This window comes from Massilia sp. S19_KUP03_FR1 (assembly GCF_036688685.1).
Lineage (GTDB): Bacteria > Pseudomonadota > Gammaproteobacteria > Burkholderiales > Burkholderiaceae_D > JALYUM01.
This window is the reverse complement of the sequence record NZ_JAQQPS010000034.1, coordinates 21958-48244: the sequence shown is the minus strand read 5'-3', so window position 1 is coordinate 48244 and position 26287 is coordinate 21958. Positions and strand designations below refer to the sequence as shown.

Genomic DNA, 26287 nt, shown 5'->3' with positions numbered 1-26287 from the left:
GGAGCGGGAGAAGAGGCTCGAACTCTCGACCTCAACCTTGGCAAGGTTGCGCTCTACCAACTGAGCTACTCCCGCTTGGCTCTTCGTGCTGCTTCGTTCACAACAGGCCCGCATTATAGATGATCCATGGGGCTTGTCAAGGAACCTTCTTCACCCATTTTGCCTAAATGGATTTTTCCTTGATCAGCGGCCAGGCCAGGCGCATGTAGTAGAACATCGACCACACGGTCAGGATGGCGGCAATGTACATCAGCCAGGTGCCCAGCTCCTGGGTATCGACCAGATGGAAGGCCACGTCGTGAAACAGCAACAAGGGGATGGCCGTCATCTGCGCTGCTGTCTTGATCTTGCCGATCGAGCTGACCGCCACCGAGCGCGATGCACCCAGCTGGGCCATCCACTCGCGCAGCGCCGAGATGGCGATTTCGCGGCCGATGATGATGAACGCGATGAAATGGTCGACGCGGTCGAGGTGCACCAGCACCAGCAAGGCACCGGCCACCATCAATTTATCGGCCACCGGGTCGAGGAAGGCGCCAAAGGCCGAGGTCTGGTTCCAGCGGCGCGCCAGGAAGCCGTCCAGCCAGTCGGTGAGGGCCGCGACGATGAAGACCAGCGTGGCGGCCAGGTCCTGGTCGGAGCGCGGCAGCCAGTGCACCGGCAAATAATAGACGCCTACTACCAGGGGAATCAGTGCAACCCGCAGCCAGGTCAGGAGAATCGGAATGTTAAAAGGCATAGGGGCGATCTGGGCTAAGCGTTAAGAATATATGCGGCAACAGTCTACATGGCTATTGTCGTATAGACCAGTTATGCACGCGCCCAGCAACATGCCGACACAATTCCAGTCTGTCAGTGTAGCTGGCGGTAGATTTCCTCGGCCAGTGTGCTCGATATGCCTTCGACTGACATCAAATCTTCCACGCTGGCGTCGACCACGCCGCGCAGCCCGCCAAAGCGCGCCAGCAGGCGCTGGCGCCGTTTGGCCCCAATCCCCTCGATTTCCTCCAGGCGCGACGCCTGGCGTGTCTTGGCACGCTTGGCGCGCATGCCAGTGATGGCGAAGCGGTGCGCTTCGTCGCGGATCAGCGCGACCAGCATCAGGGCCGCCGATTCCTTGCCCAGCTCCTGCGCTGCGCGGCCATCGACAAACACCAGCGTTTCCAGGCCAACCCGCCTGCCCTCGCCTTTTGCCACGCCGACGATCAGGCTGATGTCCAGCCCCAGCTCGGCAAACACCGAGCGCGCCTGTTCGACCTGCCCCTTGCCGCCGTCGATCAACACCACGTCCGGCATCACGCCTTCGCCATTCACGATTTTTTCGTAACGCCGCATCAGCACCTGGCGCATCGCCGCATAATCGTCGCCCGGTGTGATGCCATTGATGTTGTAGCGCCGGTATTCGCCGTTCTGCATGGCGTGGTGCTGGAACACCACGCACGAAGCCTGCGTCGCCTCTCCTCCGGTGTGGCTGATGTCGAAGCACTCGACGCGCAGCGCATCCAGATCGTCCATTTCCAGCGTCAGCGCGTCAGCCAGCGCGCGCGTGCGCGATTGCTGCGATCCCTGTTCCGACAACAAGCGCGCCAGCGAAATTTCCGCGCCCTTTTGGGCCAGCTCAAGCCACTGGCGGCGTTGCCCCTGCGGCTGAAAAATCAGGTTGATGCGGTGTCCGCACTGTTCGGTCAGCGCCACCATCAAGGCGGGCTGGTTGAACTCGATATTCAAGATCAGGCAGCCGGGAACGAATTTTTCCGTGTAGTGCTGGGCCAGGAAGGCCGCCAGCACTTCGCAGTCGAGGCTGGTGTCGTCATCGACTGCGGCCGCTTCCACTTGCGACGGGAAATAGGCGCGGTCGCCCAGGTGGCGCCCGCCCCGCACCATGGCCAGGTTGACGCAGGCGCGCCCGCCCTGCAACACCACTGCAATGATGTCGACGTCGGCGTCGCCGGTCGTTTCCATGCTCTGCTGGTGCAACACGCGCGAGAGCGACTGGATCTGGTTGCGCACGCCAGCGGCCTGCTCGAATTTGAGCTGCTCGGCAAAAGCGTGCATCTTCTTTTCCAGGTCGGCCAGCACTTCGCTCTGGCGCCCGCGCAGGAATTTGCCGGCATTGTCGACATCGACCTGGTAATCCTCCGGCGTGATGAGTTTTACGCACGGGCCGCTGCAGCGGCCGATCTGGTGCAGCAGGCACGGACGCGTGCGGTTGGCGTACACGCTGTCCTCGCAGGTGCGCAGCATGAACACCTTTTGCAGGATCTGGATCGATTCCTTGACCGCCCAGGCACTCGGGAAGGGGCCGAAGTACTGGTTGCGCTTGTCCACGGCGCCGCGGTAGTAGGCCATGCGCGGCACCGCGCCGCCGGTGATCTTCAGATACGGATACGACTTGTCGTCCCGGAACAAAATATTGAAGCGCGGCTTCAGGGTCTTGATCAGGTTGTTTTCCAGGATCAGCGCTTCCGCTTCGCTGTTGGTGACCGAGGTTTCCAGGCGCGCAATGCGCTCGACCATCATCGCGATGCGCGGGCTGGACAGGTTCTTCTGGAAATAGCTCGAGACACGTTTTTTGAGGTCGCGCGCCTTGCCGACGTACAGCACGGCGTCATTCGCATCGAAATAGCGGTACACGCCGGGCAGATTCGGTAACTTGGCCACCGTCGCCAGCACCTGCGCGCGCGGATCGACTTTTACAGCGGGGAATACTTCTTCAGTCATTGCTTGTCTTTAACTTGCTCACGCTGCGGCGGTGACGATCACGAACGCGACGCCGTAGTCGGCCTCGTCGCTGATGGTCACTTGCGCCGTGAGTTGATGTTCATCCATGAATGCTGCCAGCGCGCCACTGCAAACGATCACCGGCTTGCCACTCGGTGCATTGAGCATCTGGGCCGAGCGCCAGGTCATCGGCATGCGCATGCCCAGGCCGATGGCTTTCGAGAACGCTTCCTTGGCCGAGAACCGGGTGGCGAGAAAGCGCAGGCCGCGGATCTCGTTCTTGGCGCGGCGCGCGTGGAACTTGACCAGCTCTTCCGGGCCGAGGATCTTTTCGGCAAAGCGCTCGTTGCGTCCCAGTGCCGCCGCCACGCGCGAGATCTGGACGATGTCCGTGCCGATGCCGTAGATCGTCGTCATCGCAGCGTCACCCCCAGGCGCGCCGCGACCATGATCGCCTTCATTTCGCGCACGGCATTTTCCCAGCCTGCAAACAGGGCGTGGGCGACGATCGCATGACCGATGTTCAGCTCGCGGATATCCTGCAACTGGGCAATCGCCTGGACGTTCGTGTAGTGCAAGCCGTGGCCGGCATTCACCACCAGGCCCTGCGCCACGCCGAAACGGGCGCCGGCGCGGATGCGTTCAAGTTCGGGCGCAACCGCAGCGCCTTCTGCCTCTGCGTAACGGCCCGTGTGCAACTCGATGACGGGGGCGCCCAGGGCGGCGGTGGCGGCGATCTGCTGCTCGTCGGCATCAATGAACAGGGACACGCGAATGCCCTCCCCTTGCAGCTGTTTCACGGCCGCCTCCACCTGCTTGTAGTAGCGCACCACGTCGAGTCCACCCTCAGTCGTCACTTCTTCGCGCCGCTCCGGCACCAGGCAGACATCCTGCGGTTTCACGCGGCAGGCGAAGTCGATCATTTCCTGCGTGACGGCCGCTTCCAGATTCATGCGCGTCATCAGTTGCGGACGCATCGCCAGAACGTCGGCGTCCTTGATGTGGCGGCGGTCTTCGCGCAGGTGCAAGGTGATCAGGTCGGCGCCGGCCTGTTCGGCCAGCAAGGCGGCGCGGATCGGGTCCGGGTAGCGCGTGCCGCGCGCATTGCGCACGGTGGCGATGTGGTCGATGTTGACGCCGAGGTCGATGACCGTGCCGGAAGGTTGCAAAAAGCTCATGGTGAATTCTTATAGTTGCATCAGGTCGATCAGGATCTGGCGCGTGTTGAGGGGGTTGCCACCCAGTTGATGCGCCAGCAAAAAACGCATCAACTGCTTGCTTTGCGCCTGGGTCTGCGCATCGCGATAATCTTCGCGGTCCATGTCGAGCAGGGTTTTACCGAGCACGCGCGGCCAGGTATCGGACGCGCGCGCCAGCCGCGCACCGCGCTCCGGGTCGACCACATATTCTTGTTCAGAGAGCACGGCGCCGCGCTGCTCCGTGTCGCGCGTCAAATCGGCCGCGACCCCAGTCTCTTTAAGTAGGGCCCGTTCGAATTTTCGCAAGACGATCTGCGCGGTTTCATTGTGCGCCAACTGGTTCAAGGTCGAGACATAGTGGTCGAACAAGGCCGGATGGGCATCGTCGCGTGCCAGCAGTTTGACCAGCAATTCATTGACGTAAAAGCCGCACAACAGTGCGTTCTTTTCGATCGGCAGCATGCCGCCGACCCACTCGGCGTCGGTCAGGGTGCGCAACTCCGATTTTCCGGTCCACGAGACCGACAAGGGCTGAAAGGTTTGCAGCACCCCGCGCAGCTGCGAATGGGGCCGCTTGGCGCCCTTGGCCACCAGCGCCACGCGACCGAAGTCGCGCGTCATCATGTCGATGATCAGGCTGGTTTCTTTGTAGGGGTAGCTGTGCAGCACGAAGCCGGGCTGGCCGCTGACGCGGTGGTCGCGCACTGGCGCGCGACTGCGCTTGGGCAGCGCAGCGGCAGTGTTGATGGCAGCCGTGCGCGCGGCGGCCTGATCGGCAGCTTGCGCGACGACGTCCCGACTGGCGGGAGCGTCGGCCACGGCCGCTTGCACGGGCTTATTCGTAGCCGTAGGCGCGCAAGCCGGCTTCATTGTCGGCCCAGCCGGATTTGACCTTGACCCAAATTTCCAGGTACACCGGTCCGCCAAACAGTTTTTCCATGTCCAGGCGCGATTGGGTCGAAATGTCTTTCAATCGTGCACCCTTGTTACCGATGATCATCGATTTATGGGTGTCGCGCTCGACCAGGATGGCGGCGAACACGCGGCGCAGGTCGCCTTCCTGCTCGAACTGCTCGATCAGGACGGTGCTGGTGTAGGGCAATTCATCGCCCAGCAGGCGGAACACTTTTTCGCGCACAATCTCTGCGGCCAGGAATTTTTCGCTGCGGTCGGTGATATCGTCCGGGCCGAACACTGGCGGATTTTCCGGCAGGCGCGTGCGAATTTCGCGTTCCAGCGCATCGGTCTGAAAGCGCAATTTCGCCGAGACCGGGACGATGGCGGCGAAATTATGCAGCGCCGCCACTTTCTGCGCGAACGGCATCAGCGCGGCTTTATCCTTGACACGGTCCGATTTGTTAATCACCAGGATCACCGGGACGTCCGATGGCAGCAGGTCGATGACTTGCTGGTCGGCCGGCCCGAAGGTGCCCGCTTCCACCAGGAACAGGATTACGTCCGATGAGATCAAGCTACCGGTGACCGTTTTGTTCAGTGTCTTGTTCAGCGCATTCGCATGGCGGGTCTGGAAGCCCGGCGTGTCGACGTAAATGAACTGGGCGTCGTCGCGGGTCTGGATGCCGGTAATGCGGTGGCGCGTGGTCTGCGCCTTGCGCGACGTAATCGACACCTTGGCGCCGATCAGTACGTTCATCAGCGTCGACTTGCCCACGTTCGGGCGGCCGACGATGGCGATGTAGCCGCAGTGGAAAGCGGTGTCGGGCGTGGTGTCAGGGGTGGTCAATTCGGTGTTCATACGGACGTCGTTCCTTCGAGATGCGTGGCGACGTCCGGGCTGGAATCGAAGCTGCTGTCGCTTTGAATGGTGGCAATGCCGGCCAGCTTGAGCTGGGCGGCGCGTGGCTTGGGTTTGCGCGCAGGCGCGGCGGCTTTGTTGCCTTTCGCGGCACTGTGGCCGACGGCGTCGAGCGCCAGTTTGGCGGCGGCCTGCTCGCCGGCGCGGCGGCTGCCGCCGCGGCCGTACACCTGGATATTCAGGCGCGGAACCAGGCATTCGATTTCGAATTCCTGGCTGTGCGCGGCGCCGTGGGTGGCGACGACGTTGTACGTCGGCAGCGGGATTTTTTTACTCTGCAAAAATTCCTGCAGCAGGGTCTTGGCATCCTTGCCCAGCGTGCGCGGGTCGACCGAGTCGAGGATGGGAATATAGAACGCGCGGATCACCCGACTGGCCGCGTCGAAACCGCTGTCGAGGAAAATCGCCCCCAGCAAGGCTTCGAGCGTGTCGGCCAGGATCGAGGGACGGCGAAAACCGCCCGACTTCAACTCGCCCTCGCCGAGGCGCAGGAACTGCGACAGTTCGAGGCGCTGGGCAATTTCAAACAGCGACTGCTGCTTGACCAGGTTGGCGCGCAAGCGCGACAGGTCGCCCTCGTCGATCGCGGCAAAGCGTTCGTACAGGATCGAGGCGACCACGCAGTTCAGGACGGAGTCGCCCAGAAATTCGAGGCGCTCGTTATGCGTGGCGCTGTGGCTGCGATGGGTCAGGGCTTGCTGCAACAAGCCAGCATCCTGAAACGTGTAACCGAGGCGGGTCTGCAATAACTGGAGATTCATTGTCAATTCATGGCCTAACTATCTGCTAACTGCGTAAAACCTTATTTTGGCGGTGTTGCCGATAGCTCCGCAACGACGCCGCTTGGATCGGTGGTGCCGGAATAATCGATCACCAGGCTGACGTTACCCGCGATCGGCAGGCGTTTTTCGTAAGCGAAGCTGATTTCGACCTGGCCGCTGTCACGGGTGAAATTCAGGTCGCGTCCGGCGATCGTGGTGATATACGCGACGTCGGCGTTCTTGTCGAAGCTGGTGCGCATTTCCTGCACCGAACCACCGCTCGCTTTTGCGACGGCGATGCTGTTCTTGATGGCTTTGTACTCGATATAACTCGGCACGGTACGCATGCCGAATACCGCGATGACACCGATAATAGCAATGACAAAAATCAGGCCGCTGAGTGAAACGCCACGCTGCTTGTTACGAAAAACTTGCATCTTAAAATCCTCCGGATGGGGTTTTAATGGATGCCGCCGATGCGCTTCAGATCACCGAGATTCATCCAGACGAAGAACGCCTTGCCGACGATATTCTTATCCGGAACAAAACCCCAAAACCGGCTATCCGCGCTGTCGTCACGGTTATCACCCATCATGAAATAATTTCCTTCCGGAACGATACAGGTAAATTTGTCGTAAGAGTACTGGCAGTTGTCACGATGGGGGAAATTCGCCACCGATGCAACATCAAACGGCCCCCGATCGTCCATATTCAAGATGCGGTGTTGCTGCCCCGGCAAGTCTTCCATGAACTGCTTGTAGTAAACCGGACGGTCCGAATCGAGGTAATCGCTCATCGGCGCGTACGTCACTGGCTTGCCATTGACCGTCAGACGCTTGTTTTCGTAGGTGATTTTATCACCCGGCACGCCGATGACGCGCTTGATGTAATCCTGCGTCATGTCCTGGGGATATTTAAACACCATCACGTCGCCGCGCTGCGGGTCGTTGATCTGGATAATTTTCTGGTTCAGGATCGGCAGGCGAATGCCATAGGTGTACTTGTTCACCAGGATCAGGTCGCCCACTTCCAGCGTCGGCACCATCGACTTCGACGGGATCTTGAACGGCTCCCACAGGAACGAGCGCAGGATGAACACCAGTGCGATGACCGGGAAGAAACTGCCCGAGTACTCGATCCAGGTTGGCTGGCGCAGGATTGCCGCTGCAATCTGGGCGCGCTGGCCATTGTCGGCGTCGAGGCGCAGGCCTTCGCTGGTCAATTTCGCCTGACGCGCATCGTAGGCGGCCAGCGCCGCACCGGCGGCGGCGCGGCGCTGCCTGGCAAAAATAAAGACATCGAGGCACCAGATGACGCCGGTGACCACCATGGCCACGAACAAGATCAGCGCAAAATTACTCAGGATGGTTTGAAAACTCATTTATCGTCCACTTGAAGGATTGCCAGGAAAGCTTCTTGTGGAATCTCCACCGAGCCCACTTGCTTCATGCGCTTCTTGCCGGCCTTTTGCTTCTCCAGCAGTTTCTTTTTACGGCTGATATCGCCGCCATAACACTTGGCCAGCACGTTCTTGCGCAGCGCTTTCACGTTTTCACGCGAAATCACGTTCGCACCGATCGCGGCCTGGATGGCCACGTCGAACATCTGGCGCGGGATCAGTTCGCGCATCTTGGCGGCAACCTGGCGGCCACGGAACTGGCTGTTGGCGCGGTGCACGATGATGGCCAGCGCATCGACCTTCTCGCTATTGATCAGCATGTCGACTTTGACCACGTCGGCGGCGCGGTATTCCTTGAACTCGTAGTCCATCGAGGCGTAACCGCGCGAGGTCGATTTCAGCTTGTCGAAGAAGTCCAGCACGATTTCGGCCATCGGCATTTCGTACACCAGTTTGACCTGGCGACCGTGGTAGCTCATGTCGAGTTGCACGCCGCGCTTGCCGATACACAAGGTAATCACCGAGCCGACATATTCCTGCGGCGAGTACAGATTGACCGTGACGATCGGCTCGCGCACTTCTTCGATCTTGGACGGATCCGGCATTTTCGATGGATTGTCGACGCGCACCATCGAGCCGTCGCGCATGATGACTTCGTACACCACGGTCGGCGCCGTCGTGATCAGGTCCATGTCGAACTCGCGCTCGAGGCGTTCCTGGACGATTTCCATGTGCAGCAAACCGAGGAAGCCGCAGCGGAAGCCGAAGCCCAGCGCCTGCGACACTTCCGGCTCGTACATCAGGGCGGCATCGTTCAATTTCAGCTTTTCCAGCGAGTCGCGCAGCGCATCGTACTGGTTCGCTTCTACCGGGAACAGGCCGGCGAACACTTGCGGCTGGACTTCTTTAAAGCCTGGCAATGGCTCGGCGGCAGGTCGTGCCACGTGGGTGACGGTGTCGCCCACCTTGGCGGCCTTCAATTCCTTGATGCCGGCGATGACAAAGCCCACCTGCCCTGCGGAAATCTGTGGCAGCGACTGCGATTTCGGGCTGAACACGCCCACCGATTCCACAAGTTGCTGGGATTCGGATGCCATCAGCAAGATCTTTTCTTTTGGCTTCAGGGTGCCGTTGATGACGCGCACCAGCATGACCACGCCGACATAGTTGTCGAACCACGAGTCGACGATCAGCGCCTGCAGCGGCGCACTCGGGTCGCCTTTTGGCGGCGGCACGCGCGCGATCAAGGATTCGAGCACGTCTTCCACGCCCAGGCCGCTCTTGGCCGAGCACATCGCGGCGTCGCTGGCATCGATGCCGATGACGTCCTCGATTTCTTTCTTGGCATTTTCCGGGTCGGCGTGCGGCAAGTCGATCTTGTTGAGGACCGGCACCACTTCCACGCCCAGGTCGAGCGCGGTGTAGCAATTGGCCACCGTCTGCGCTTCCACGCCTTGCGAGGCATCGACCACCAGCAGCGCGCCTTCGCACGCCGACAGCGAGCGCGACACTTCATAGCTGAAGTCGACGTGGCCCGGCGTGTCGATCAAATTCAGGTTGTAGATGACCCCGTCGCGCGCCTTGTAATGCAGCGCTGCGGTCTGGGCCTTGATCGTGATCCCGCGCTCGCGCTCGAGGTCCATCGAATCGAGTACCTGCGCCTCCATGTCGCGGTCGGACAAGCCGCCGCAGATCTGGATGATGCGGTCGGCCAGGGTCGATTTACCGTGGTCGATGTGGGCGATGATGGAGAAGTTACGTATGTTGTTCATTAACCAAACTCAAAACCAAAAAGGAAGCGCAATACGAAAAAAGCGCTCAGTTGGGAGACTCCCCCCAATGCGAGCGCTAATTTAGCGAGAGATGCTGTGTGCGGCAGACGTGACGCGTCTCGAACCTTGGCATTTTACCGGATTTCTACATTGAAAGCCCGGTTTATGCTGAAGACGCTGACGAAGAGGAAAGTTGTGGCCCTGCCAGCCAGTTGCGAACTGCTAATTCATCGAGGAAATAGTGGCACAGTTCGGGGTCTTGCAGGCCGCCGAACAGCACGGGCACCAGTTCGTCGAAACGCGCCAATGGCCCCGCGTCGCCCGCCTCGGCCGCCGCATCGATGTCGATCACGGTGACCAGAAAGGGCCGCGGCGGCGACGCCATGGCGCGCAGGGCTGCCAGCATCTCCTCGCACAGGTGGCAATAGCTGCGCGAAAACAGCGTCAATTCCAGCACGACTACGAACGCGGCCTGATCACCACGAACTGGGTGGTGTTGTCGCGCCGCACCAGCACCGCGACGCTTTTCTTCGGATCGAGTTTCGCGGCCAGGGCGTTGAAACTGGCGGCGTCGCGCACTTCGACGTTATTCATCTGCATCAGCACGTCGCCGGCCTTGATACCGGCCGCCGCCGCCGCGCCGACTGCCGAGTCGACCAGCACGCCGCCGTCGATTTTCATGGCTTTGCGCTGGGCGGCGCTCAGGTCCGACACGTGCATGCCGAGCGCATTCGGCGCGACCGTGGCGGGCGGCGCTTTGGGTGTCGGCTTGACGCTGGCCGCTTCGTCCTGCAACTGGACAATGGTGACCGGCACGTCGAGTTGCTGGCCGCGGCGCCAGACGGTGACGGTGGCGCGGCTGCCGACCGGCGTCGCGCCGACCAGGCGCGGCAAGTCCGGGGTCTTGTCGATGGCCTGGCCATTGAATTTGAGGATGATGTCGCCAACCTTGATGCCGGCTTTTTCGGCCGGGCCGTCCGGCTCGACCATCGACACCTCGGCGCCGCGCGCCGCGCCCAGGCCCAGCGACTCGGCCACGTCGCGCGTGACCTCACCAATTTGCACGCCAAGGCGCCCGCGCGTGACGCGGCCGGTGGCTTTCAACTGATCGGCCACGCGCATCGCTTCGGCGATCGGCACGGCAAAAGAAATGCCGTTATAGGCGCCCGAGAGCGTCGCGATCTGCGAATTGATGCCGATGACCTCGCCGCGCATATTAATCAGCGGGCCGCCCGAATTGCCGGGATTGACGGCCACGTCGCTTTGAATCAGTGGCAGGTATTCGCCGGTGTCGCGCGCCTTGGCGGAGATGATGCCGGCGGTGACGGTGTTATCGAGGTTGAATGGCGAACCGATGGCGATGACCCACTCGCCGACACGGATCTTGTTCGAGTCGCCCATGCGCAGGCGCGGCAGATTGGTGGCCGCCAGCTTCAGCAAGGCGACATCGGAGCGCTTGTCGCTGCCCAGCACCTTGGCCTTGAACTCGCGCCGGTCGGTCAGCGTGACGGTGACTTCGTCGGCACCTTCGACCACGTGGGCGTTGGTCAAGACATAGCCGTCGTCGGAAATGATGAAGCCGGAGCCGACGCCGCGCGTGACTTCTTCTTCCTGCGGCTGCTGCGGCGCGCGCCGGCCACCGCGCGGCACCGCCTGGCCGCCGAAGAAGCGGCGCAGGAAATCCTGCATTTCTTCTTCATTTGGCGTACCACCCTGGCCCTGGCGTACTTTTTCGGTGGTGCGAATGTTGACGACTGCCGGGCCGACCTTGTCGATCAGGTCGGTAAAATCGGGCAAGCCGGTGACAACAGGGGTGGGCACCGGCGCTGCCGCCAGCACCGGGCCGTTGAACGCGAGGGAGAAGCCTGCGAGCAGCAGGGCCGGGACGATGTGGCTGGCGAATGTGCGTGTCATGGAGTGAAAAAAGAGGTGGATCTTGGCGTTATGGTAAGGCAAAATCGACGGTTTGTCGCGACGTGATGCCGGGCTCGCCAAGCGCAACGATCGCAGCCTCACGCACTCGCCAAGGGCACGCTGGCCACCTCCGCCACCGGCGCCGCACTGAGCGCTTTCTTGACCGGCAGCGGCTCCGCAGCCAAGCGCGCCGCCAGCCGATCGTTAAAACCGGGCGCCAGCGGCGGGCCGGGATCGACGCGCAGCACATCGCCGATCAGGTGGTACAGGGCCCAGGTCTGGCGACCGTCATCTCCTTGCAAAGCAGCCAGGGCCAGCTCCACATCGGCGTCCGGCGAAGCGCCGTCGGCGAAAGCGGAAATATGCTCGCGAATTTTTTTGTGCGTGTCCATCAATGTTCCATTACAGCGTTAAATTGCGAATTTTTAAGCTCCCCGTGTGTTACGTTTTTCACCACGATGCTACCGGCGTTTCTGATCCGGCATATCCAAAAGCGGCCTCAACTTTTCGGCGATGACTTCGCGTGCGCGAAAAATGCGACTGCGCACGGTGCCGATGGGACAGGCCATCACTTCGGATATCTCTTCGTAGCTCAAACCTTCAATTTCGCGCAGGACGATTGCCGTCCGTAATTCGAGCGGCAGCGCTTCCATTGCGGCGTTGACGGTGTGGGCGATTTGCTTGCTCGCCAACACCGATTCCGGCGTATTGATGTCGCGCAGGTTTTCCGCATCATCAAACCCCTCGGCGCGCTCCGCATCGGCCTCGGTCGAGGTCGGGGCGCGCCGCCCCTGTGTTACCAAAAAATTTTTTGCGGTATTGATACCAATGCGATACAACCAGGTATAAAAGGCCGAATCGCCGCGAAAATGCCGCAAAGCCCGGAACGCCTTGATGAACGTTTCCTGCACCACGTCCTCGGCCTCCGCCGGGTCGTGCACCAGACGCGCGACCAGCCGCATCAGCCGGCGCTGGTACTTGGCGACCAGCAGGTCGAATGCTTCCCGCTCGCCAGCCTGGACGCGCGCCACCAAGACCTGATCACCATCGCGTTCATTCGTCACGCAAGCCCCTGAGGACAGCGAAAACGTTGCTCCTACTATCTAAGAGTTGTTTCGCTGCAATAAGTTCAATGTATTTTTTGCCCATCCTTCGCGCTGCTGTGTCCGGCAATGGCGCGCATCGCCACGGACAGTGCGCGGAACGCTTCGCGCCCCGTACTGTCGGGCAAAACTAATATTGTCTGCGGGGGCGCCGCCGCATCGTCGGTGCTGCCGAAACGCAGCACCAGCAGCGCTCCCCATAGCAAAGAACCCGGCAACAGCCGCACTGCGCGCCCGGGCTCTGGCAGCTTCTGTTGTACCGTCAGGCGTAGCGCACCAGCTTTAGAAATATCAATCTGGCGCGTCTTCAAAGGCTGGGCCGCGGCCGTCGCGCAGAGCACCGCGGCCACGCCGGCACAACCTGCCAGCAGCCACGGCCAGGCCACGTCGAGCGCACCGCACAGGATCGACCAGGCAGCACCGCCATGCACCAGTGCAGCGAGAAACAGCAGCATGCGCAAGCGGCGCGACGGCGCAATCGACACCGATAGGGAAATCGAGGGCGGCAAGGCAGCAGCATGCATGTCGCGCATGGCGTTGGTATGGATGAGAAAGTGGGAAGGGAACGACAGGAGGCACTGCACAAACTAAAACCCCTTCCGTTTGACCGGAAGGGGCTGTACTGGTTCAGACTTTTTTGAACACCAGCGTACCGTTGGTACCACCGAAGCCAAACGAGTTTTTGACCGCGTAGTCGATCTTCATTTCGCGCGCCGTGTTGGCGCAGAAATCAAGGTCGCAGGCCGGGTCCTGGTTGAAGATGTTGATCGTCGGTGGCGAGACCTGATGGTACATCGCCAACACGGTGAACACCGCCTCCAGGCCGCCAGCGCCGCCCAGCAGGTGGCCGGTCATCGACTTGGTCGAATTGACCACCAGCTTGCCGGCGTGGTCGCCGAAGGTGCGCTTGATGCCCTGCACTTCGGCCAGGTCACCCTGCGGCGTCGACGTGCCATGCGCATTGATGTACTGAATTTGATCGCGATTCAGTTCAGCATTTGCCAAGGCCGACACCATGCACCGGCTTGCACCGGCGCCATCTTCGACTGGCGAGGTGATGTGGTAAGCATCCGCGCTCATGCCAAAGCCAATCAGCTCCGCATAAATACGCGCGCCGCGTGCTTTCGCATGCTCGTACTCTTCCAGCACCATGACACCGGCGCCTTCACCGAGGACGAAACCGTCACGGTCCATGTCCCATGGCCGCGACGCGGTCGATGGATCATCATTGCGTGACGACAAAGCGCGCGCCGTGGCGAAACCACCCAGACCCAGCGGCGAAATGGTCGACTCGGCACCGCCTGCCACCATGACATCGGCGTCGCCGTATTCGATCAGGCGGCCAGCCGCACCGATGCAGTGCAAGCCAGTGGTGCAAGCTGTCACGATGGCAAGGTTGGGGCCGCGCAGGCCGTACTTGATCGACAAGTCGCCGGAAATCATGTTGATGATCGAGGCTGGGACGAAGAACGGCGAAATGCGGCGTGGGCCGCGCTTGTCGTATTCTTCTTTTTGCTCTTCGATGCGCGGCAGACCGCCAATGCCGGAACCAATGATCACACCGATACGGTCGGCATTTTCTTCGGTAACGACAATGCCGCAATCCTGCAGCGCCTGCACACCCGCAGCCATGCCAAAGTGGATAAACGTATCCATATTGCGCGACTCTTTGGGCGGCAGGTAGTCATCGATATTGAAGCCTTTGACTTCGCCCGCAAAACGGGTCGAGAAAGCGGTGGCGTCGAACCGGGTAATGTCGGCAATACCCGACTTGCCGGCAAGTGCTGCACTCCAGGTATCGGCAATATTATTGCCGATCGGTGAAACACAGCCCAGGCCGGTAATGACGACACGACGATTGCGTGAACGACTCAAGCGATTCTCCTGAATGCTATGAACAGCTTAGGCCTTGACGTGCGCGGTTGCGTAGTCGATGGCTTGCTTGACGGTGGTGATTTTCTCAGCCTGCTCGTCAGGGATTTCCATTTCAAATTCATCTTCCAGGGCCATTACCAGCTCAACGGTGTCGAGGGAGTCTGCGCCGAGGTCGTCAACGAACGAGGATTCGATTTTGATGTCTGCTTCAGCAACACCCAGCTGCTCAGCGACGATTTTTTTAACGCGTTGTTCGATATCCGACATGTTATGGCTCCATTAGGTATGTGTTGCGGAAAGTGCGCGCATTTTATCAGGTTTGCGCGCCTTGAAACGTTTTTCGGTAACAGCTGCTAAGTCGACCGAAGGCACTACTAAAAACCGTGAATCTACCGGAACTTTATGGGTGCCGGCGCACCACTTCAACCCATGTACATGCCACCGTTGACGTGCAAGGTGGTGCCGGTGATGTAGGCCGCCTGCGGCCCCGCCAGGAAGGCGACCGCGTGGGCGATGTCCTCCGGCGCACCCAGACGGCCCAGCGGGATCTGGGTCATCAATGCCGCGTGCTGGTCGGCGCCCAGCGACTTGGTCATGTCGGTGTCGATAAAGCCCGGCGCGACGCAATTGACGGTGATGTTGCGGCTGCCAATTTCACGGGCCAGCGCACGACTCATGCCGGCCACGCCGGCTTTGGCGGCGGCGTAATTCATCTGGCCTGCATTGCCGGACGAGCCGACCACCGAGGTGATATTGATGATGCGGCCGGATTTGGCTTTCATCATGCCGCGCAGCACGGCGCGCGACAGGCGTGCGACTGCCGTGAGGTTGGTCGCGATGACGCTGTCCCATTCCTCATCCTTCATGCGCATGGCCAATTGATCCTGCGTGATGCCGGCGTTATTCACCAGAATCGACAAGCTGCCGACGTTCTTCTGCACGTCGTCGACCACGGCGGCGCAGTTGGCGGCATCGGTCACGTTCAGGACCACGCCCTTGCTACCGGCTGCCGCGCCGCAGTCTGCCAGGTAGGCGGAGATGGCTTCAGCGCCGGCGGCGCTGGTGGCCGTGCCGACTACTTTGGCGCCTTGGCGTGCCAGCTCGAGGGCGATGGCTTTACCGATCCCGCGCGTCGCGCCGGTGACCAGTGCCACTTGATTTTCGAGATTCATGGATTGTCCTTGTTGTATCACTATATTAATCGACAATTACGCCGACATTGCGGCAATCAGGCGCTCCAGGGCAGCCTGGTCGACCAGCGCTTCACCAACCAGCACCGGATCGATGCGCTTGGCCATGCCGATCAGCACTTTGCTCGGTGCGCATTCGATCACTTGCGTGACGCCGTCGGCTGCCATTTTCTGCATGGTTTCCACCCAGCGCACGGGGCCGGCGGCCTGGCGCACCAGCGCATCCTTGATGCCGGCCGGATCGTTCACGATGGCCACATCGACGTTGTTGATGACAGCGATCTGCGGCGTGTTGAAGGGGATGCCAGCCAGGTAATCGCGCAGGCGATCCGAGGCCGGCGCGAGCAGCGACGAGTGGAACGGCGCCGACACGGCCAGCTTCATGGCGCGCTTGGCGCCTTTCGACTTGGCCAGTTCGCAGGCGCGGTCAATGGCACCCATGTGGCCGGCGATGACGATCTGGGTCGGTTCGTTGAAGTTGACCGCTTCGAGCACCTCACCCTGGGCGGCTTCGACGCACAGCGCGCGCACGGCGTCGGCATCGAGCCCGAGCACGACGGCCATGCCGCCCTGCCCGACCGGCACCGCGTCCTGCATGGCCTGGGCGCGGAAGCGCACCAGCGGCACCGCATCTTTAAAGGCGATGACGCCGGCGGCGACCAGTGCCGAGTATTCACCCAGGCTATGGCCGGCCACGACGTGCGGCACCGGGCCGCCCGCAGCGATCCAGGCGCGGTACACGGCCACGGCCGCGGTCAGCATCACCGGCTGGGTATTCGTGGTGAGGTCGAGCGCTTCTTTCGGGCCTTCCAGGATCAGGCGGCCGAGGTCAATGCCGAGCGCGTCGGAAGCTTCGACCAGCGTGTCCGCAACCACCTTGTTGTCAGCAAAACCGTTCAGGAAGCCAACGGCTTGCGCCCCTTGGCCGGGAAAGACAAATGCAAATTTATTCATTGAATGATTCCTATGTTACATGCGGACGAGAATCGCGCCCCAGGTAAAGCCACCACCGACGCCTTCCATCATGACGTTGTGACCAGGTTGAATGCGGCCGTCGCGCACGGCGACATCGAGCGCCAGCGGAATCGAGGCGGCCGAGGTGTTGCCGTGCTGATCCACCGTCACCACCATTTTTTCCAGTGGCAGGCCGAGCTTTTTGGCGGTCGACTTCATGATCCGGATATTCGCCTGGTGCGGCACCAGCCAGTCGATCTCGGCGGCGTCCATGCCGGCCGCCTCGAGGGTTTCAACCGCCACCTGCTCGAGCACCGTCACGGCGAGCTTGAAGACGGCCTGGCCGTCCATGTGCAAATAGCCGCTGCCGGCAATGGCGCCATTCGACAGGTTGCCCGGAACGGACAAAATGTCGGCGTAGCGGCCGTCGGCATGCAATTTGGTGGCCAGGATGCCCGGCTCGCTCGACGCGCCCAGCAGCACGGCGCCGGCGCCGTCGCCGAACAGCACGCAAGTGGTACGGTCTTCGAAATTGAGGATACGCGAAAACACTTCCGCGCCGATCACCAGCACATGCTTGTGGGCGCCGGATTTGATGAAGGCGTCGGCAACCGACACCGCATACACAAAGCCGCTGCAGACTGCGGCCACGTCGAATGCGGCGCTGCCATTGGTCATGCCGAGCTTGCGCTGGACGATACAGGCAGTACTCGGGAAACTTCCATGGAAATCCGGGGTCGAACTGGCAACGATGACCAGATCGACGTCGGCGGGAGTCTTGCCTGCCATGTCGAGTGCCTTCAAACCGGCTTCAACGGCCATGTCCGAGGCGTTCTGGTCCGCAGCGGCATAGTGGCGCGCCGCGATGCCGCTGCGCGAGACGATCCATTCATCCGACGTTTCGACGCCCTTGGCAGCCAGCTCGGCCGCCAGTTCGGCGTTGGTCACGCGACGTTGTGGCAAATAGCTGCCGGTACCGATGATTTTGCTGTACAGAGTCATGTGGCCGTCCTGCTGGGTTAAAACATATTAGTTACTTGATCGAGGTGCTGGCCGCTTCCGCGCTGGTGGCGGCGGGTGCGTCCGGCATCGGCATCAGCTCGGCGATCATGCCGGCGAGCCGTTCCTGCACATTGAATTTGGCTGCGTCGAACGAGCGCTTCAGGGCCCATTCATACGAATAGGCGTCGGCCCCACCGTGGCTTTTGAATACCAGGCCGCGCAGGCCCAGCAGACTGGCCCCGTTGTAGCGCGACGGGTTGAGCTTTTTCAGCGATTTGCGGGCGATCACGGCGCCGATCATGCTCATCACACTTTCGCGCAGCGTGGCTTTGAAAAAGTGCGCCAGGCCCTCGATCGCTTTCAGCGTGACATTCCCGACAAAGCCGTCGCATACGACGACATTGGTCGTGCCCTTGAAAATATCGGTGCCTTCGACGTTGCCGTAGAAATTCAGATTGCCGCGTGCATGGTCTTCGCGCAGCAAGGCGCCGGTGGCTTTCACCACTTCATTGCCCTTGATTTCTTCGGTGCCGACATTGAGCAGGCCGATGGTCGGCCGCACCACGCCCTCCATGGCGGAGAACAACACCGATCCCATGATGGCGAACTGGTGCAGGTGATGGGGCTCGCAATCGACGTTCGCGCCCAGGTCGAGCATATAGGTCGGCTCGCCCTTTTCGTTGGGAATGATCGAGCAGATGGCCGGGCGGTCGACGCCGGGCATGGTTTTCAGCACGTAACGGGAAACCGCCATCAGGGCGCCGGTATTGCCGGCCGAGCAGCAAACTTGCGCCTTGCCGTCACGCACCAGTTCGATCGCCACGCGCATCGACGAATCCTTCTTGCGGCGCAGGGCCACTTCGAGCGGATCGTCCATGGTCACCACTTCGGACGCGTGTACGATCGACAGGCGCGGGTGATCGCTGGCATGGTGTTTTTTGAGCTCGGCGCGCAGGACGTCTTCCAGGCCGACCAGGATCAGTTCGGCTTCAGGTTGCGCCTTGGCGAAGCTAATCGCTGCGGGGATCGTCACGGCAGGACCGTGATCGCCGCCCATGCAGTCGATGGAAATTTTAATTGTCATTTGGGAAGGCGTACTGGGGCACGGGTGCCGGCAGCAGCAGGCAATGTGCGTGGTGCAACACCAACGAACGAGAAATCAAAATGACGGTGTGCAAAGAACTTGCTGCCGCAGACATGCAAAAAGCGGCGCCACGCCTAACCAGCACGGTGCACCGCTTTTAATATTACAAAAAAACAAGACGTCGATTACTCGTCGTTCTTGGTCTTCAGTACTTTACGACCACGGTAGAAACCGTTCGGGCTGATGTGGTGACGCAGATGCGTCTCACCAGTCGTAGGCTCGATACCCAGTTGTGGAGCAACCAGGAAATCGTGCGAACGGTGCATACCGCGCTTCGAAGGGGACTTCTTATTCTGCTGAACTGCCATGACTAACTCCTAAACCATAAGTTCTAAAATTCTAACACATTCGACTTGCAAATACATGCGCATCGAGTATCCCAGCGGCAAGATTTCTGCCAACATGTTTCACGCTTCACCTCATTTACTACTTACCACTGCCATACTCGACTACTGCACGTGCTGGCATTTCTACGACACGTTCTGTACTACAAAAAATTTATTCGGATTTCAGGTTCTGCAAGCCGGCGAACGGCGACGGTTTGTCGCTTTTCAAGGCATCGAGCATCGGCGTTGCCGGGCAGACATCGTGCTTTGGCACCTGCGGCAGGGCCAATAACGCTTCATCTTCCAGCAGATCACGGATGTCGCAGGTACGGCTGCCGACGATCACATCGATACTTTCATTGTCCAGGATCTCTTCGATCTGGTCCGCCTCTTCATCGTCCTTGCCCAATACCAGCATGGTGGACGAATCGAGTGGATACGCAAACGGCGCCAGACAGCGCTGGCACACCAGTTGCACGGTACCCGTCACCGACAAGGTCAATGAAGGATAGCCTTCACGCAGCACACCGCCCTGAATGGACCAATGCAAGGTGCCGGAATTGTCAGCAAGGTCGCTGGTAAAACGTTGCATCTCTGCGACAGGCGTGGCGCCTTCGCGCAGGCCGTTGCTTCGACTAAATTCAAAAGCGTCGATGACAAAAGCGCTCATTTGAGAGGTTTCCCCGGAAAACCTGCGATAATAACAGGCTTGTTTGGGTCGCGTCAAAGGCTTGAAGCAGTTTCTCCCCACTTTATCCACAGTGTTATGCACTGCGATGTCAAAGCGCCGACGAAAAATGCGTGTCGAGCCGGGCATTATTATAAGTCAGTTTTTCCATCAAACGCACATGAGCGATAAAATCATCACACCGCCGTTGATTCTTGCCTCCAGTTCCGTCTACCGGCGCGAACTACTCAGTCGGCTCGGCTTGCCCTTCGAATGCGTTGCGCCCCACCTCGATGAAACGCCCCTGCCCGGCGAGACGCCACCGGTAACGGCCATGCGCCTCGCGACCGCGAAAGCAGCCGCCGTGGCGGCCCTCTACCCCGGCACGCTGGTGATCGGTTCAGACCAGGTTGCCACGCTTGATGATCTGCAGATCGGCAAACCCGGCACCCACGACGCCGCGTTTGCCCAGCTTCAACTTATGCGCGGTCGCAGCGTCGTGTTTCATACGGCGCTGTGCCTGTTCGACGGGCGCGAAGGCGGCGGCCCGGTGCAACTCGAAAACATCCAGACCACCGTCACATTCCGCGACTTGCCCGACAACGAGCTCGACGCCTATCTGCGCATCGAACAACCCTACGATTGCGCTGGCAGCGCCAAGAACGAGGGTCTCGGCATCGCCATCCTCGAGCGCATCGACAGCACCGACCCCACTGCCCTGACCGGCTTGCCCCTCATTGCCCTGACCGGCATGCTGCGGCGCGCCGGCGTCGCCTTTTTCGGCGCCTGACCATTTCACCTGAAAATTTATGCCCGGCATCCTGTACCTCATACCAAACACCCTTGGACCCACCGCCGCCCTTTCTGGCGCCTTGCACCATGTTTTGCCGGAACAGGTGCAAGCCCTGACCGCCAGCCTGGATTATTTTGTCGCGGAGAATGCCAAGACCGCGCGCGCGTTCCTGAAATTGATTGCCATCGACCATCCACTGGGGCGCCCGCTGCAGGAAATCGAGATCGCGGAACTGAACGTCAACACGCCAGCGGCGGCGCTGGCCGGTTTATTGGCGCCTTTATTGGCCGGGCGCGACGCGGGCCTGGTGTCAGAAGCGGGCGTGCCCGCCGTGGCTGATCCCGGCGCCGACCTGGTGCGCCTGGCGCATCAGCACGGCATCACGGTACGGCCGCTGGTCGGCCCCTCTTCGCTGTTGTTGTCGGTGATGGCGAGCGGCCTGAACGGCCAGAGTTTTGCCTTCAATGGCTACCTGCCGACCGAGAGCGCCGCGCGCACCAAGCGCATCAAGGAACTGGAACAGCGATCACGCGTCGAGAAACAGACGCAGTTGCTGATCGAAACGCCTTATCGGAATGCGGCGATGCTCGATGCACTGGTGGGTGCATGCCAGCCGGGCACGCTCATTTGCGTGGCGACCGATTTGAGCCTGGAATCGGAATCGGTGCGCACCTACACTGGCGCGAAATGGAAGGCGCTCCTGGCGGCCGATCAAGCACCGGATTTCCACAAGAAACCAACGGTATTCCTGTTACTGGGGCAGTAAAAACATCAGTGCACTTCGCAGGATAGTTCCTGCACCCACTCGAAGGCCGCGAATTCGATATCGCGGATTTCCTTGACGGTCAGACCGAGTTTCTTCAAAGCGGCACTCAGCGGCCGGCCGCTGACCGCATTTTCCAGCACTTCGGCCACGCGCAGCATCTGGCCGAAAGTGCCGGTGCGGTCGATCAGCGCGGCCCGCACCTCGGTGGCGACGTCGACGTTCTCCAGGATGTCGTGCATCGGCACCGACAACATCGCTTCCGTCAGCGACATGATGCCGACCGTAAACGCGGTATCGGCTGCGGCCGGGTCGTTCGGCGTCACCTTCAGCGACATCAGTTCAAGCAATTTACCGCGCGTGCTGGCCATTTGCAGCAGCGGCGACTTCAGCTCGACTGTCGCGCCGGGCGCCGTGTAGAGCAGGATCTGCAGCCAGCGCTGCAACTGGCGCCGGCCCAGCAACTGCAGTGCCTGCGCCAGCGAGTCGATGCGTTGCCCGGGACGCGCCGCGCGGCTGTTGACCAGGCGCAGCAGGTTCAGGCTGACCAGCGCGTCGCGCTTGACGGCCGTCTCGATGGTGCGGTCGTCGGCCTGGCTTTTCAGCAGGTCAAGCAGCGCCAGGATGGCCACATCGGATGGTGCGATCTTTCTGCCGCTGAGCATATGGGGACGGGCAAAGTGGTAGCCCTGGAAATAATCAAAGCCCAGCTCCAGGCACAGATTGAATTCTTCCTGGGTCTCGACCTTTTCTGCCAGTAACTTTTTTTGCGGACGGCGCAAGGCGCACGTCAGGCTCGACAGGTCGGCCCGGGCAACCCCCTGGATGTCGACCTTGATGATGTCGACCAGCGCCACCAGCGAGTCGATTTCGGGTGAAAATGCCACCACGTCGTCGAGGGCGAATTTGAAGCCCAGCTGTTTCAGCTCGACCACGCGCGCCAGCAGGCGCGGCGTCGGCGTCACCGTTTCCAGGATTTCCAGGATCACTTGATGGGGCGGCAGGAAGCGCACGAAGTCGCTCATCAGCACAAATTCATCGACATTCACGAAGGCCAGCTGCTCGCCGACGACCTGCGCCATGCCCAGTTGGGATGCGTGCGAAATCACGGCGGCGGTCGCGGCGGCGCTATCGGTAATATTCGCGTCTTCGTGTTCGCCGGCTGCGCGAAACAGCAGCTCGTAGGCAAACAGATTCTGGTCACGGCCGAGAATCGGCTGGCGCGCCAGGAAGAATTCGTCGGATGGCGTCGTCTTCACTGCCGGAACTTCGGCATGCATCTAAAACTCCCTGAAACAAATGGCACGCAGATGCATGCAGCAGACGCGGCAGACGTCCCTTCGGTCGAATGATAGCATCATCTCGCGATGCTCTTTACATTTCGACATCGAAACGCGCCGGGTGTTACGGACGGCGTGGACGTGTGCTTTTTGCCACAGGACGGCCCGAGGCTGGCTTCGCAGCACTGCCGGCGGCGCCGGCCGGCTTCATGAATTTGCGGGCATTCAATTTGGCAGCAGGCGATTTCACGCTCGGGCGACCGAGCGATTCATCCTTCGGCTCGGCGCCGGGCGAACCGACCGGCGCCTGGCCCGGCAGGCGCAAACTGCCGCCGCCAGCCAGTGGACTGGCGCGGCGGGCATTGCCGACCGGGGTCCGGATGGCGCCATTGGCAATCGTGCGCTGGGCGGCCGCACCGGTCATCTGCTCACCTTTTTCAATCACAAACGTGGCGCCGGCATCCTTGCCCAGCACTTTGACCAGATACGGCATCACCTGGCGCAGCAGGGGTTCCAGGGTGTATGGCGGATTCATGATGAACATGCCGCTGCTGTGCAAACCGAAACCGGCCGGGCCGGGGGTGGAGACGGTCAGCGACACGTTCAGCCACTCTTTTGCCGGCAAGCGTTTCAGTTTGTCGGCAAACTGGCGCGACTCCATTCGATGCAGCAAGGGATACCAGACGGCAAAGGTGCCGGTCGGGAAACGACCGAGCGCTTCCTCCAGTGCATCCTTGACCTTGCGGTAATCGTTCTTGTCTTCGTACGGCGGGTCGATCAGCACCAGCGCGCGGCGCGATGGCGGCGGCAGCAAGGTTTTCAGCGCGGCAAAGCCGTCGCCGCGCTCGATCAGGACACGGCGACCGCGGGCGGTCGGACGCTCGCCCTGCTCGGCCTTGTGCGCATCGACGCGGCGGAAATTGTCCGCCAGGATCTTGCTGTCGGCCGGATGCAGTTCGAACAGGCGCAGGCGATCGATGTCGCGCGCGAGTTTGTCGGCGACATACGGCGAACCCGGGTAATAGCGCATCTTGCCGCTCGGGTTCATGCCTTTGACCAGGTCGAGATATTCCTTGAGTGCCGGCGGCAGGTCGGTGCGGTCCCACAGCGGGCCGATACCGGTTTCGTATTCCGCGTTTTTGGCGGCGTAGCCACCGTCGAGGGCGTAGACGCCGGCGCCAGAGTGGGTATCGATGTAGGTGTAGGCAGCGTCCTTCTGGTTCATATAGGCGTGAAGCTGAACCTGGACAAAATGCTTCAACACATCGGCGTGATTACCCGCGTGAAAGGCGTGGCGGTAGCTCAACATAGGGAGGGTGTTCCAAAAAACGGTAATGGGCGCGCCGGCGGGAGGTCAACCGGCAAGGATGCGCCATTATCGCTTAAAATGACGCGGGGCTTGCGAATAGCGATCTGAAGCGCTCATTTGCCCCCCGCGTTCTACAACGGGCGACGCGAATTACGCTACCTTCTTCTCATCAAAGAACTGTTCATCTTCGGTGGAACCATGCAGCGCCGTGGTCGAACTTTGCCCGTTCTGGATTGCCTGCGTCACCGCATCGAAATACCCGGTGCCCACTTCGCGCTGGTGCTTGACGGCGGTAAAGCCCTTGTCGGCCGCGGCGAATTCGGCTTCCTGCAATTCGACGAAGGCCGACATCTGGCGCCGCGCATAGCCGTGCGCGAGGTTGAACATGCCGTAGTTCAGCGAATGGAAACCGGCCAGTGTGATGAACTGGAATTTGTAGCCCATCGCGCCCAGCTCTTTCTGGAAGCTGGCAATGGTGGCGTCATCCAGGTTTTTCTTCCAGTTGAACGATGGCGAGCAGTTATACGCCAGCATTTTGCCCGGGAATTTGGCGTGCACGGCGTCGGCGAATTTTTTGGCAAAGGCCAGGTCCGGCTTGCCGGTTTCGCACCAGACCAGGTCGGCATACGGGGCGTAGGCAATGGCGCGCGAGATGGCCTGGTCGAGGCCGTTGCGCACTTTATAAAAGCCTTCGACGGTGCGTTCGCCGGTGACGAAGGGCTGGTCGACCGGGTCGACGTCGGACGTGAGCAGATCGGCGGCTTCCGCATCGGTACGGGCGATCACCAGGGTCGAGGTGCCCATGACATCGGCAGCCAGGCGCGCTGCCGTCAATTTTTCGATGGCTTCACGCGATGGCACCAGCACCTTGCCGCCCATATGGCCGCATTTTTTGACCGACGCCAACTGGTCTTCGAAGTGCACGCCGGCGGCGCCCGCTTCGATCATCGACTTCATCAGCTCATAGGCGTTGAGCACGCCGCCGAAACCGGCTTCGGCATCGGCCACGATGGGCGCGAAATAATCGATGTCGTCCTTGCCTTCCGACCATTGAATCTGGTCGGCACGCTGGAAGGTGTTGTTGATGCGGCGCACGACCAGTGGCACCGAGTTGGCAGGATACAGCGACTGATCGGGATACATTTCGCCAGCCACGTTGGCATCGCCGGCCACTTGCCAGCCCGACAAATAAATGGCTTTCAGACCGGCTTTGACTTGCTGCATGGCCTGGTTGCCGGTCAGGGCGCCCAGGGCATTCACGAACGGCTCTTCATTGACCAGGTCCCACAGTTTTTCGGCGCCGCGCTTGGCCAGCGTGTGCTCGATGCGCAGTGAACCGCGCAGGCGGACCACGTCGGCCGCCGTGTAAGTGCGGGTGACGCCTTTCCAGCGTGGATTGGTGTCCCAGTCTTGCTGGAGTGCTGCAATTTGCTGTTCGCGAGTTGCCATGGTAATTCTCCTGAAATGTGAGCGTAGTAGAAAATGAACTGATGAAAATCGTCGATCCCTTGGAATCATTGTAGGCCGTTTGTGCAAAGCAGCACCACTCTTATATAAGACATAGGAGTAAATTAAAACTCAATCTAATCAAGCGCTTGGATTTAGTTTTTCGGGATGCGAAACGATATTTCTTCAGTCGGGATAAATTCTTGGGCGAATTTTGCTGCGCATTTCACGATATGAAACACGGCTGGCGTCAGGTGAAATGCGGCGCCCCGCACATGCTAGTGCGGGGGCAGATGGGAAGAATTGAGCTAAGGCAACTTCAGTTCAGCGCTTCGCGCGACACCAGGATGCCGTCGGCGTCTGCCACGATCCAGTCGCCGGGACGGATGTGGGTGCCGGCAATGTGGATGATGGTGTCGCGGTGGCCGGCGCCCAGCTTGCCGCCGCGGCGTGGATGGACGGCTTTCGCGCGGATACCGATATCGGCGGCATTGAGCTCGTCAACATCGCGCACGCAGCCGTCGACGATGATGCCGCTCCAGCCATTGGCTTGCGCCAGCAGCGCCAGCTGGCCGCCGACCAGTGCGCAGCGCTGGCTGCCGCCGCCGTCGATCACCAGCACGCGGCCCGCGCCCGGCGTCTCGAGCGTCGCACGTACCAGCGCGTTGTCGTCCGTCACTTGCAGCGTGACGGCGTGTCCGGAAAAGGCGCGGCGTTTGCCGAAGGAAATGTAAAACGGCGCCAGCACGGCCATGCGGCCGTCGTTGAGACGGTCGCAGTGGGCATCGCAAAGGTCGGTGGTGGAAGTGGTCATGGGCGAACTTTCAGGAGGCAGCGGCGCGTCAGTGCGCCG

General features: G+C 60.8%; 29 protein-coding genes and 1 tRNA gene. 2 read left to right on the top strand and 28 right to left on the bottom strand.

Translation table 11 applies throughout. From position 1 onward, the window contains the following. Window positions 1-2: 2 nt before the first annotated feature. The 24 genes from V6M87_RS25650 to V6M87_RS25535 form a co-directional block, all read right to left on the bottom strand. Window positions 3-75, bottom strand: a tRNA-Gly gene (locus tag V6M87_RS25650). Between the two features lie 88 nt (window positions 76-163). Next, the gene (gene pgsA / locus V6M87_RS25645) at window positions 164-739 is read right to left on the bottom strand and encodes a CDP-diacylglycerol--glycerol-3-phosphate 3-phosphatidyltransferase (RefSeq protein WP_332879517.1); all 576 of its coding nucleotides are present in this window, start codon (window positions 737-739) and stop codon (window positions 164-166) included. Between the two features lie 113 nt (window positions 740-852). Next, on the bottom strand, window positions 853-2721 hold the full coding sequence (gene uvrC / locus V6M87_RS25640) for an excinuclease ABC subunit UvrC (RefSeq protein ID WP_332879516.1): 1869 nt from the start codon (window positions 2719-2721) through the stop codon (window positions 853-855). 18 nt (window positions 2722-2739) lie between these two features. After that, the gene (gene acpS / locus V6M87_RS25635; protein WP_332879515.1) at window positions 2740-3138 is read right to left on the bottom strand and encodes a holo-ACP synthase; all 399 of its coding nucleotides are present in this window, start codon (window positions 3136-3138) and stop codon (window positions 2740-2742) included. Beyond that, window positions 3135-3899 (bottom strand): pyridoxine 5'-phosphate synthase, encoded by a 765-nt coding sequence (gene pdxJ, locus V6M87_RS25630; RefSeq protein WP_332879514.1) that lies wholly within the window; start codon window positions 3897-3899, stop codon window positions 3135-3137. Before pdxJ ends, acpS begins: the two co-directional genes overlap by 4 nt. Before the next feature lie 9 nt (window positions 3900-3908). Beyond that, window positions 3909-4790 (bottom strand): DNA repair protein RecO, encoded by an 882-nt coding sequence (gene recO, locus V6M87_RS25625; RefSeq protein WP_442920638.1) that lies wholly within the window; start codon window positions 4788-4790, stop codon window positions 3909-3911. Beyond that, window positions 4756-5676 carry a GTPase Era gene (gene era, locus V6M87_RS25620; protein WP_332879512.1) on the bottom strand — a complete coding sequence of 307 codons (921 nt, stop codon included), beginning with the start codon at window positions 5674-5676 and terminating at the stop codon, window positions 4756-4758. The genes recO and era overlap by 35 nt, the downstream gene beginning before the upstream one ends. After that, window positions 5673-6497: a ribonuclease III gene (rnc, locus tag V6M87_RS25615; protein ID WP_332879511.1), complete on the bottom strand. Its 825-nt coding sequence runs from the start codon at window positions 6495-6497 to the stop codon at window positions 5673-5675. The genes era and rnc overlap by 4 nt, the downstream gene beginning before the upstream one ends. Window positions 6498-6538: 41 nt before the next feature. Continuing rightward, entirely contained in the window at window positions 6539-6934 is a 396-nt protein-coding gene (locus V6M87_RS25610) for a DUF4845 domain-containing protein (RefSeq protein WP_332879510.1), read from the bottom strand. A 23-nt stretch (window positions 6935-6957) separates the two neighbouring features. Continuing rightward, complete coding sequence (gene lepB / locus V6M87_RS25605) at window positions 6958-7878, bottom strand: signal peptidase I (RefSeq protein ID WP_332879509.1); 921 nt, start codon at window positions 7876-7878, stop codon at window positions 6958-6960. Next, window positions 7875-9668: a translation elongation factor 4 gene (gene lepA, locus V6M87_RS25600; protein WP_332879508.1), complete on the bottom strand. Its 1794-nt coding sequence runs from the start codon at window positions 9666-9668 to the stop codon at window positions 7875-7877. Before lepA ends, lepB begins: the two co-directional genes overlap by 4 nt. A gap of 163 nt (window positions 9669-9831) precedes the next feature. After that, window positions 9832-10125, bottom strand: coding sequence for a glutaredoxin family protein (locus V6M87_RS25595; RefSeq protein WP_332879507.1), 294 nt, complete (start codon window positions 10123-10125; stop codon window positions 9832-9834). A 2-nt stretch (window positions 10126-10127) separates the two neighbouring features. Then, window positions 10128-11582: a Do family serine endopeptidase gene (locus tag V6M87_RS25590; protein ID WP_332879506.1), complete on the bottom strand. Its 1455-nt coding sequence runs from the start codon at window positions 11580-11582 to the stop codon at window positions 10128-10130. A 98-nt stretch (window positions 11583-11680) separates the two neighbouring features. After that, window positions 11681-11974, bottom strand: coding sequence for a sigma-E factor negative regulatory protein (locus V6M87_RS25585; RefSeq protein WP_332879505.1), 294 nt, complete (start codon window positions 11972-11974; stop codon window positions 11681-11683). Window positions 11975-12043: 69 nt separating this feature from the next. After that, window positions 12044-12646: an RNA polymerase sigma factor RpoE gene (gene rpoE / locus V6M87_RS25580; protein WP_332879504.1), complete on the bottom strand. Its 603-nt coding sequence runs from the start codon at window positions 12644-12646 to the stop codon at window positions 12044-12046. A gap of 65 nt (window positions 12647-12711) precedes the next feature. Then, the gene (locus V6M87_RS25575; RefSeq protein WP_332879503.1) at window positions 12712-13218 is read right to left on the bottom strand and encodes a protein YgfX; all 507 of its coding nucleotides are present in this window, start codon (window positions 13216-13218) and stop codon (window positions 12712-12714) included. A gap of 94 nt (window positions 13219-13312) precedes the next feature. Next, a complete protein-coding gene (gene fabF, locus V6M87_RS25570; RefSeq protein ID WP_332879502.1) occupies window positions 13313-14560 on the bottom strand; it encodes a beta-ketoacyl-ACP synthase II in 1248 nt (415 codons plus the stop codon). 27 nt (window positions 14561-14587) lie between these two features. Then, complete coding sequence (gene acpP / locus V6M87_RS25565; protein ID WP_020653257.1) at window positions 14588-14827, bottom strand: acyl carrier protein; 240 nt, start codon at window positions 14825-14827, stop codon at window positions 14588-14590. A gap of 155 nt (window positions 14828-14982) precedes the next feature. After that, window positions 14983-15732 (bottom strand): 3-oxoacyl-ACP reductase FabG, encoded by a 750-nt coding sequence (fabG, locus tag V6M87_RS25560; protein WP_332879501.1) that lies wholly within the window; start codon window positions 15730-15732, stop codon window positions 14983-14985. A 36-nt stretch (window positions 15733-15768) separates the two neighbouring features. Continuing rightward, entirely contained in the window at window positions 15769-16704 is a 936-nt protein-coding gene (gene fabD, locus V6M87_RS25555; protein ID WP_332879500.1) for an ACP S-malonyltransferase, read from the bottom strand. A gap of 15 nt (window positions 16705-16719) precedes the next feature. Further along, on the bottom strand, window positions 16720-17706 hold the full coding sequence (locus V6M87_RS25550; RefSeq protein WP_332879499.1) for a beta-ketoacyl-ACP synthase III: 987 nt from the start codon (window positions 17704-17706) through the stop codon (window positions 16720-16722). Between the two features lie 31 nt (window positions 17707-17737). After that, window positions 17738-18790, bottom strand: a complete 1053-nt coding sequence (gene plsX / locus V6M87_RS25545; protein WP_332879498.1) for a phosphate acyltransferase PlsX — start codon at window positions 18788-18790, stop codon at window positions 17738-17740. 185 nt (window positions 18791-18975) lie between these two features. Beyond that, window positions 18976-19158, bottom strand: a complete 183-nt coding sequence (gene rpmF / locus V6M87_RS25540; protein WP_008449924.1) for a 50S ribosomal protein L32 — start codon at window positions 19156-19158, stop codon at window positions 18976-18978. Between the two features lie 190 nt (window positions 19159-19348). Beyond that, window positions 19349-19846: a YceD family protein gene (locus tag V6M87_RS25535; RefSeq protein ID WP_332879496.1), complete on the bottom strand. Its 498-nt coding sequence runs from the start codon at window positions 19844-19846 to the stop codon at window positions 19349-19351. 178 nt (window positions 19847-20024) lie between these two features. Here V6M87_RS25535 and V6M87_RS25530 point away from each other — a divergent pair, with 178 nt between their 5' ends. Then, window positions 20025-20633 carry a Maf-like protein gene (locus V6M87_RS25530; protein ID WP_332879495.1) on the top strand — a complete coding sequence of 203 codons (609 nt, stop codon included), beginning with the start codon at window positions 20025-20027 and terminating at the stop codon, window positions 20631-20633. A 19-nt stretch (window positions 20634-20652) separates the two neighbouring features. Then, window positions 20653-21402 carry an SAM-dependent methyltransferase gene (locus V6M87_RS25525; protein WP_332879494.1) on the top strand — a complete coding sequence of 250 codons (750 nt, stop codon included), beginning with the start codon at window positions 20653-20655 and terminating at the stop codon, window positions 21400-21402. A 5-nt stretch (window positions 21403-21407) separates the two neighbouring features. On the opposite strand, the gene V6M87_RS25520 is transcribed toward V6M87_RS25525, so the two are convergent. From V6M87_RS25520 to rraA, 4 genes are all read right to left on the bottom strand, one after another. Further along, window positions 21408-22679 carry an EAL and HDOD domain-containing protein gene (locus tag V6M87_RS25520; protein WP_332879493.1) on the bottom strand — a complete coding sequence of 424 codons (1272 nt, stop codon included), beginning with the start codon at window positions 22677-22679 and terminating at the stop codon, window positions 21408-21410. Window positions 22680-22803: 124 nt separating this feature from the next. Continuing rightward, complete coding sequence (locus V6M87_RS25515; protein ID WP_332879492.1) at window positions 22804-23988, bottom strand: 23S rRNA (adenine(2030)-N(6))-methyltransferase RlmJ; 1185 nt, start codon at window positions 23986-23988, stop codon at window positions 22804-22806. Between the two features lie 150 nt (window positions 23989-24138). Beyond that, the gene (aceA, locus tag V6M87_RS25510; RefSeq protein ID WP_332879491.1) at window positions 24139-25437 is read right to left on the bottom strand and encodes an isocitrate lyase; all 1299 of its coding nucleotides are present in this window, start codon (window positions 25435-25437) and stop codon (window positions 24139-24141) included. Window positions 25438-25753: 316 nt separating this feature from the next. Further along, window positions 25754-26248: a ribonuclease E activity regulator RraA gene (gene rraA, locus V6M87_RS25505; RefSeq protein ID WP_332879490.1), complete on the bottom strand. Its 495-nt coding sequence runs from the start codon at window positions 26246-26248 to the stop codon at window positions 25754-25756. Window positions 26249-26287 lie beyond the last annotated feature (39 nt).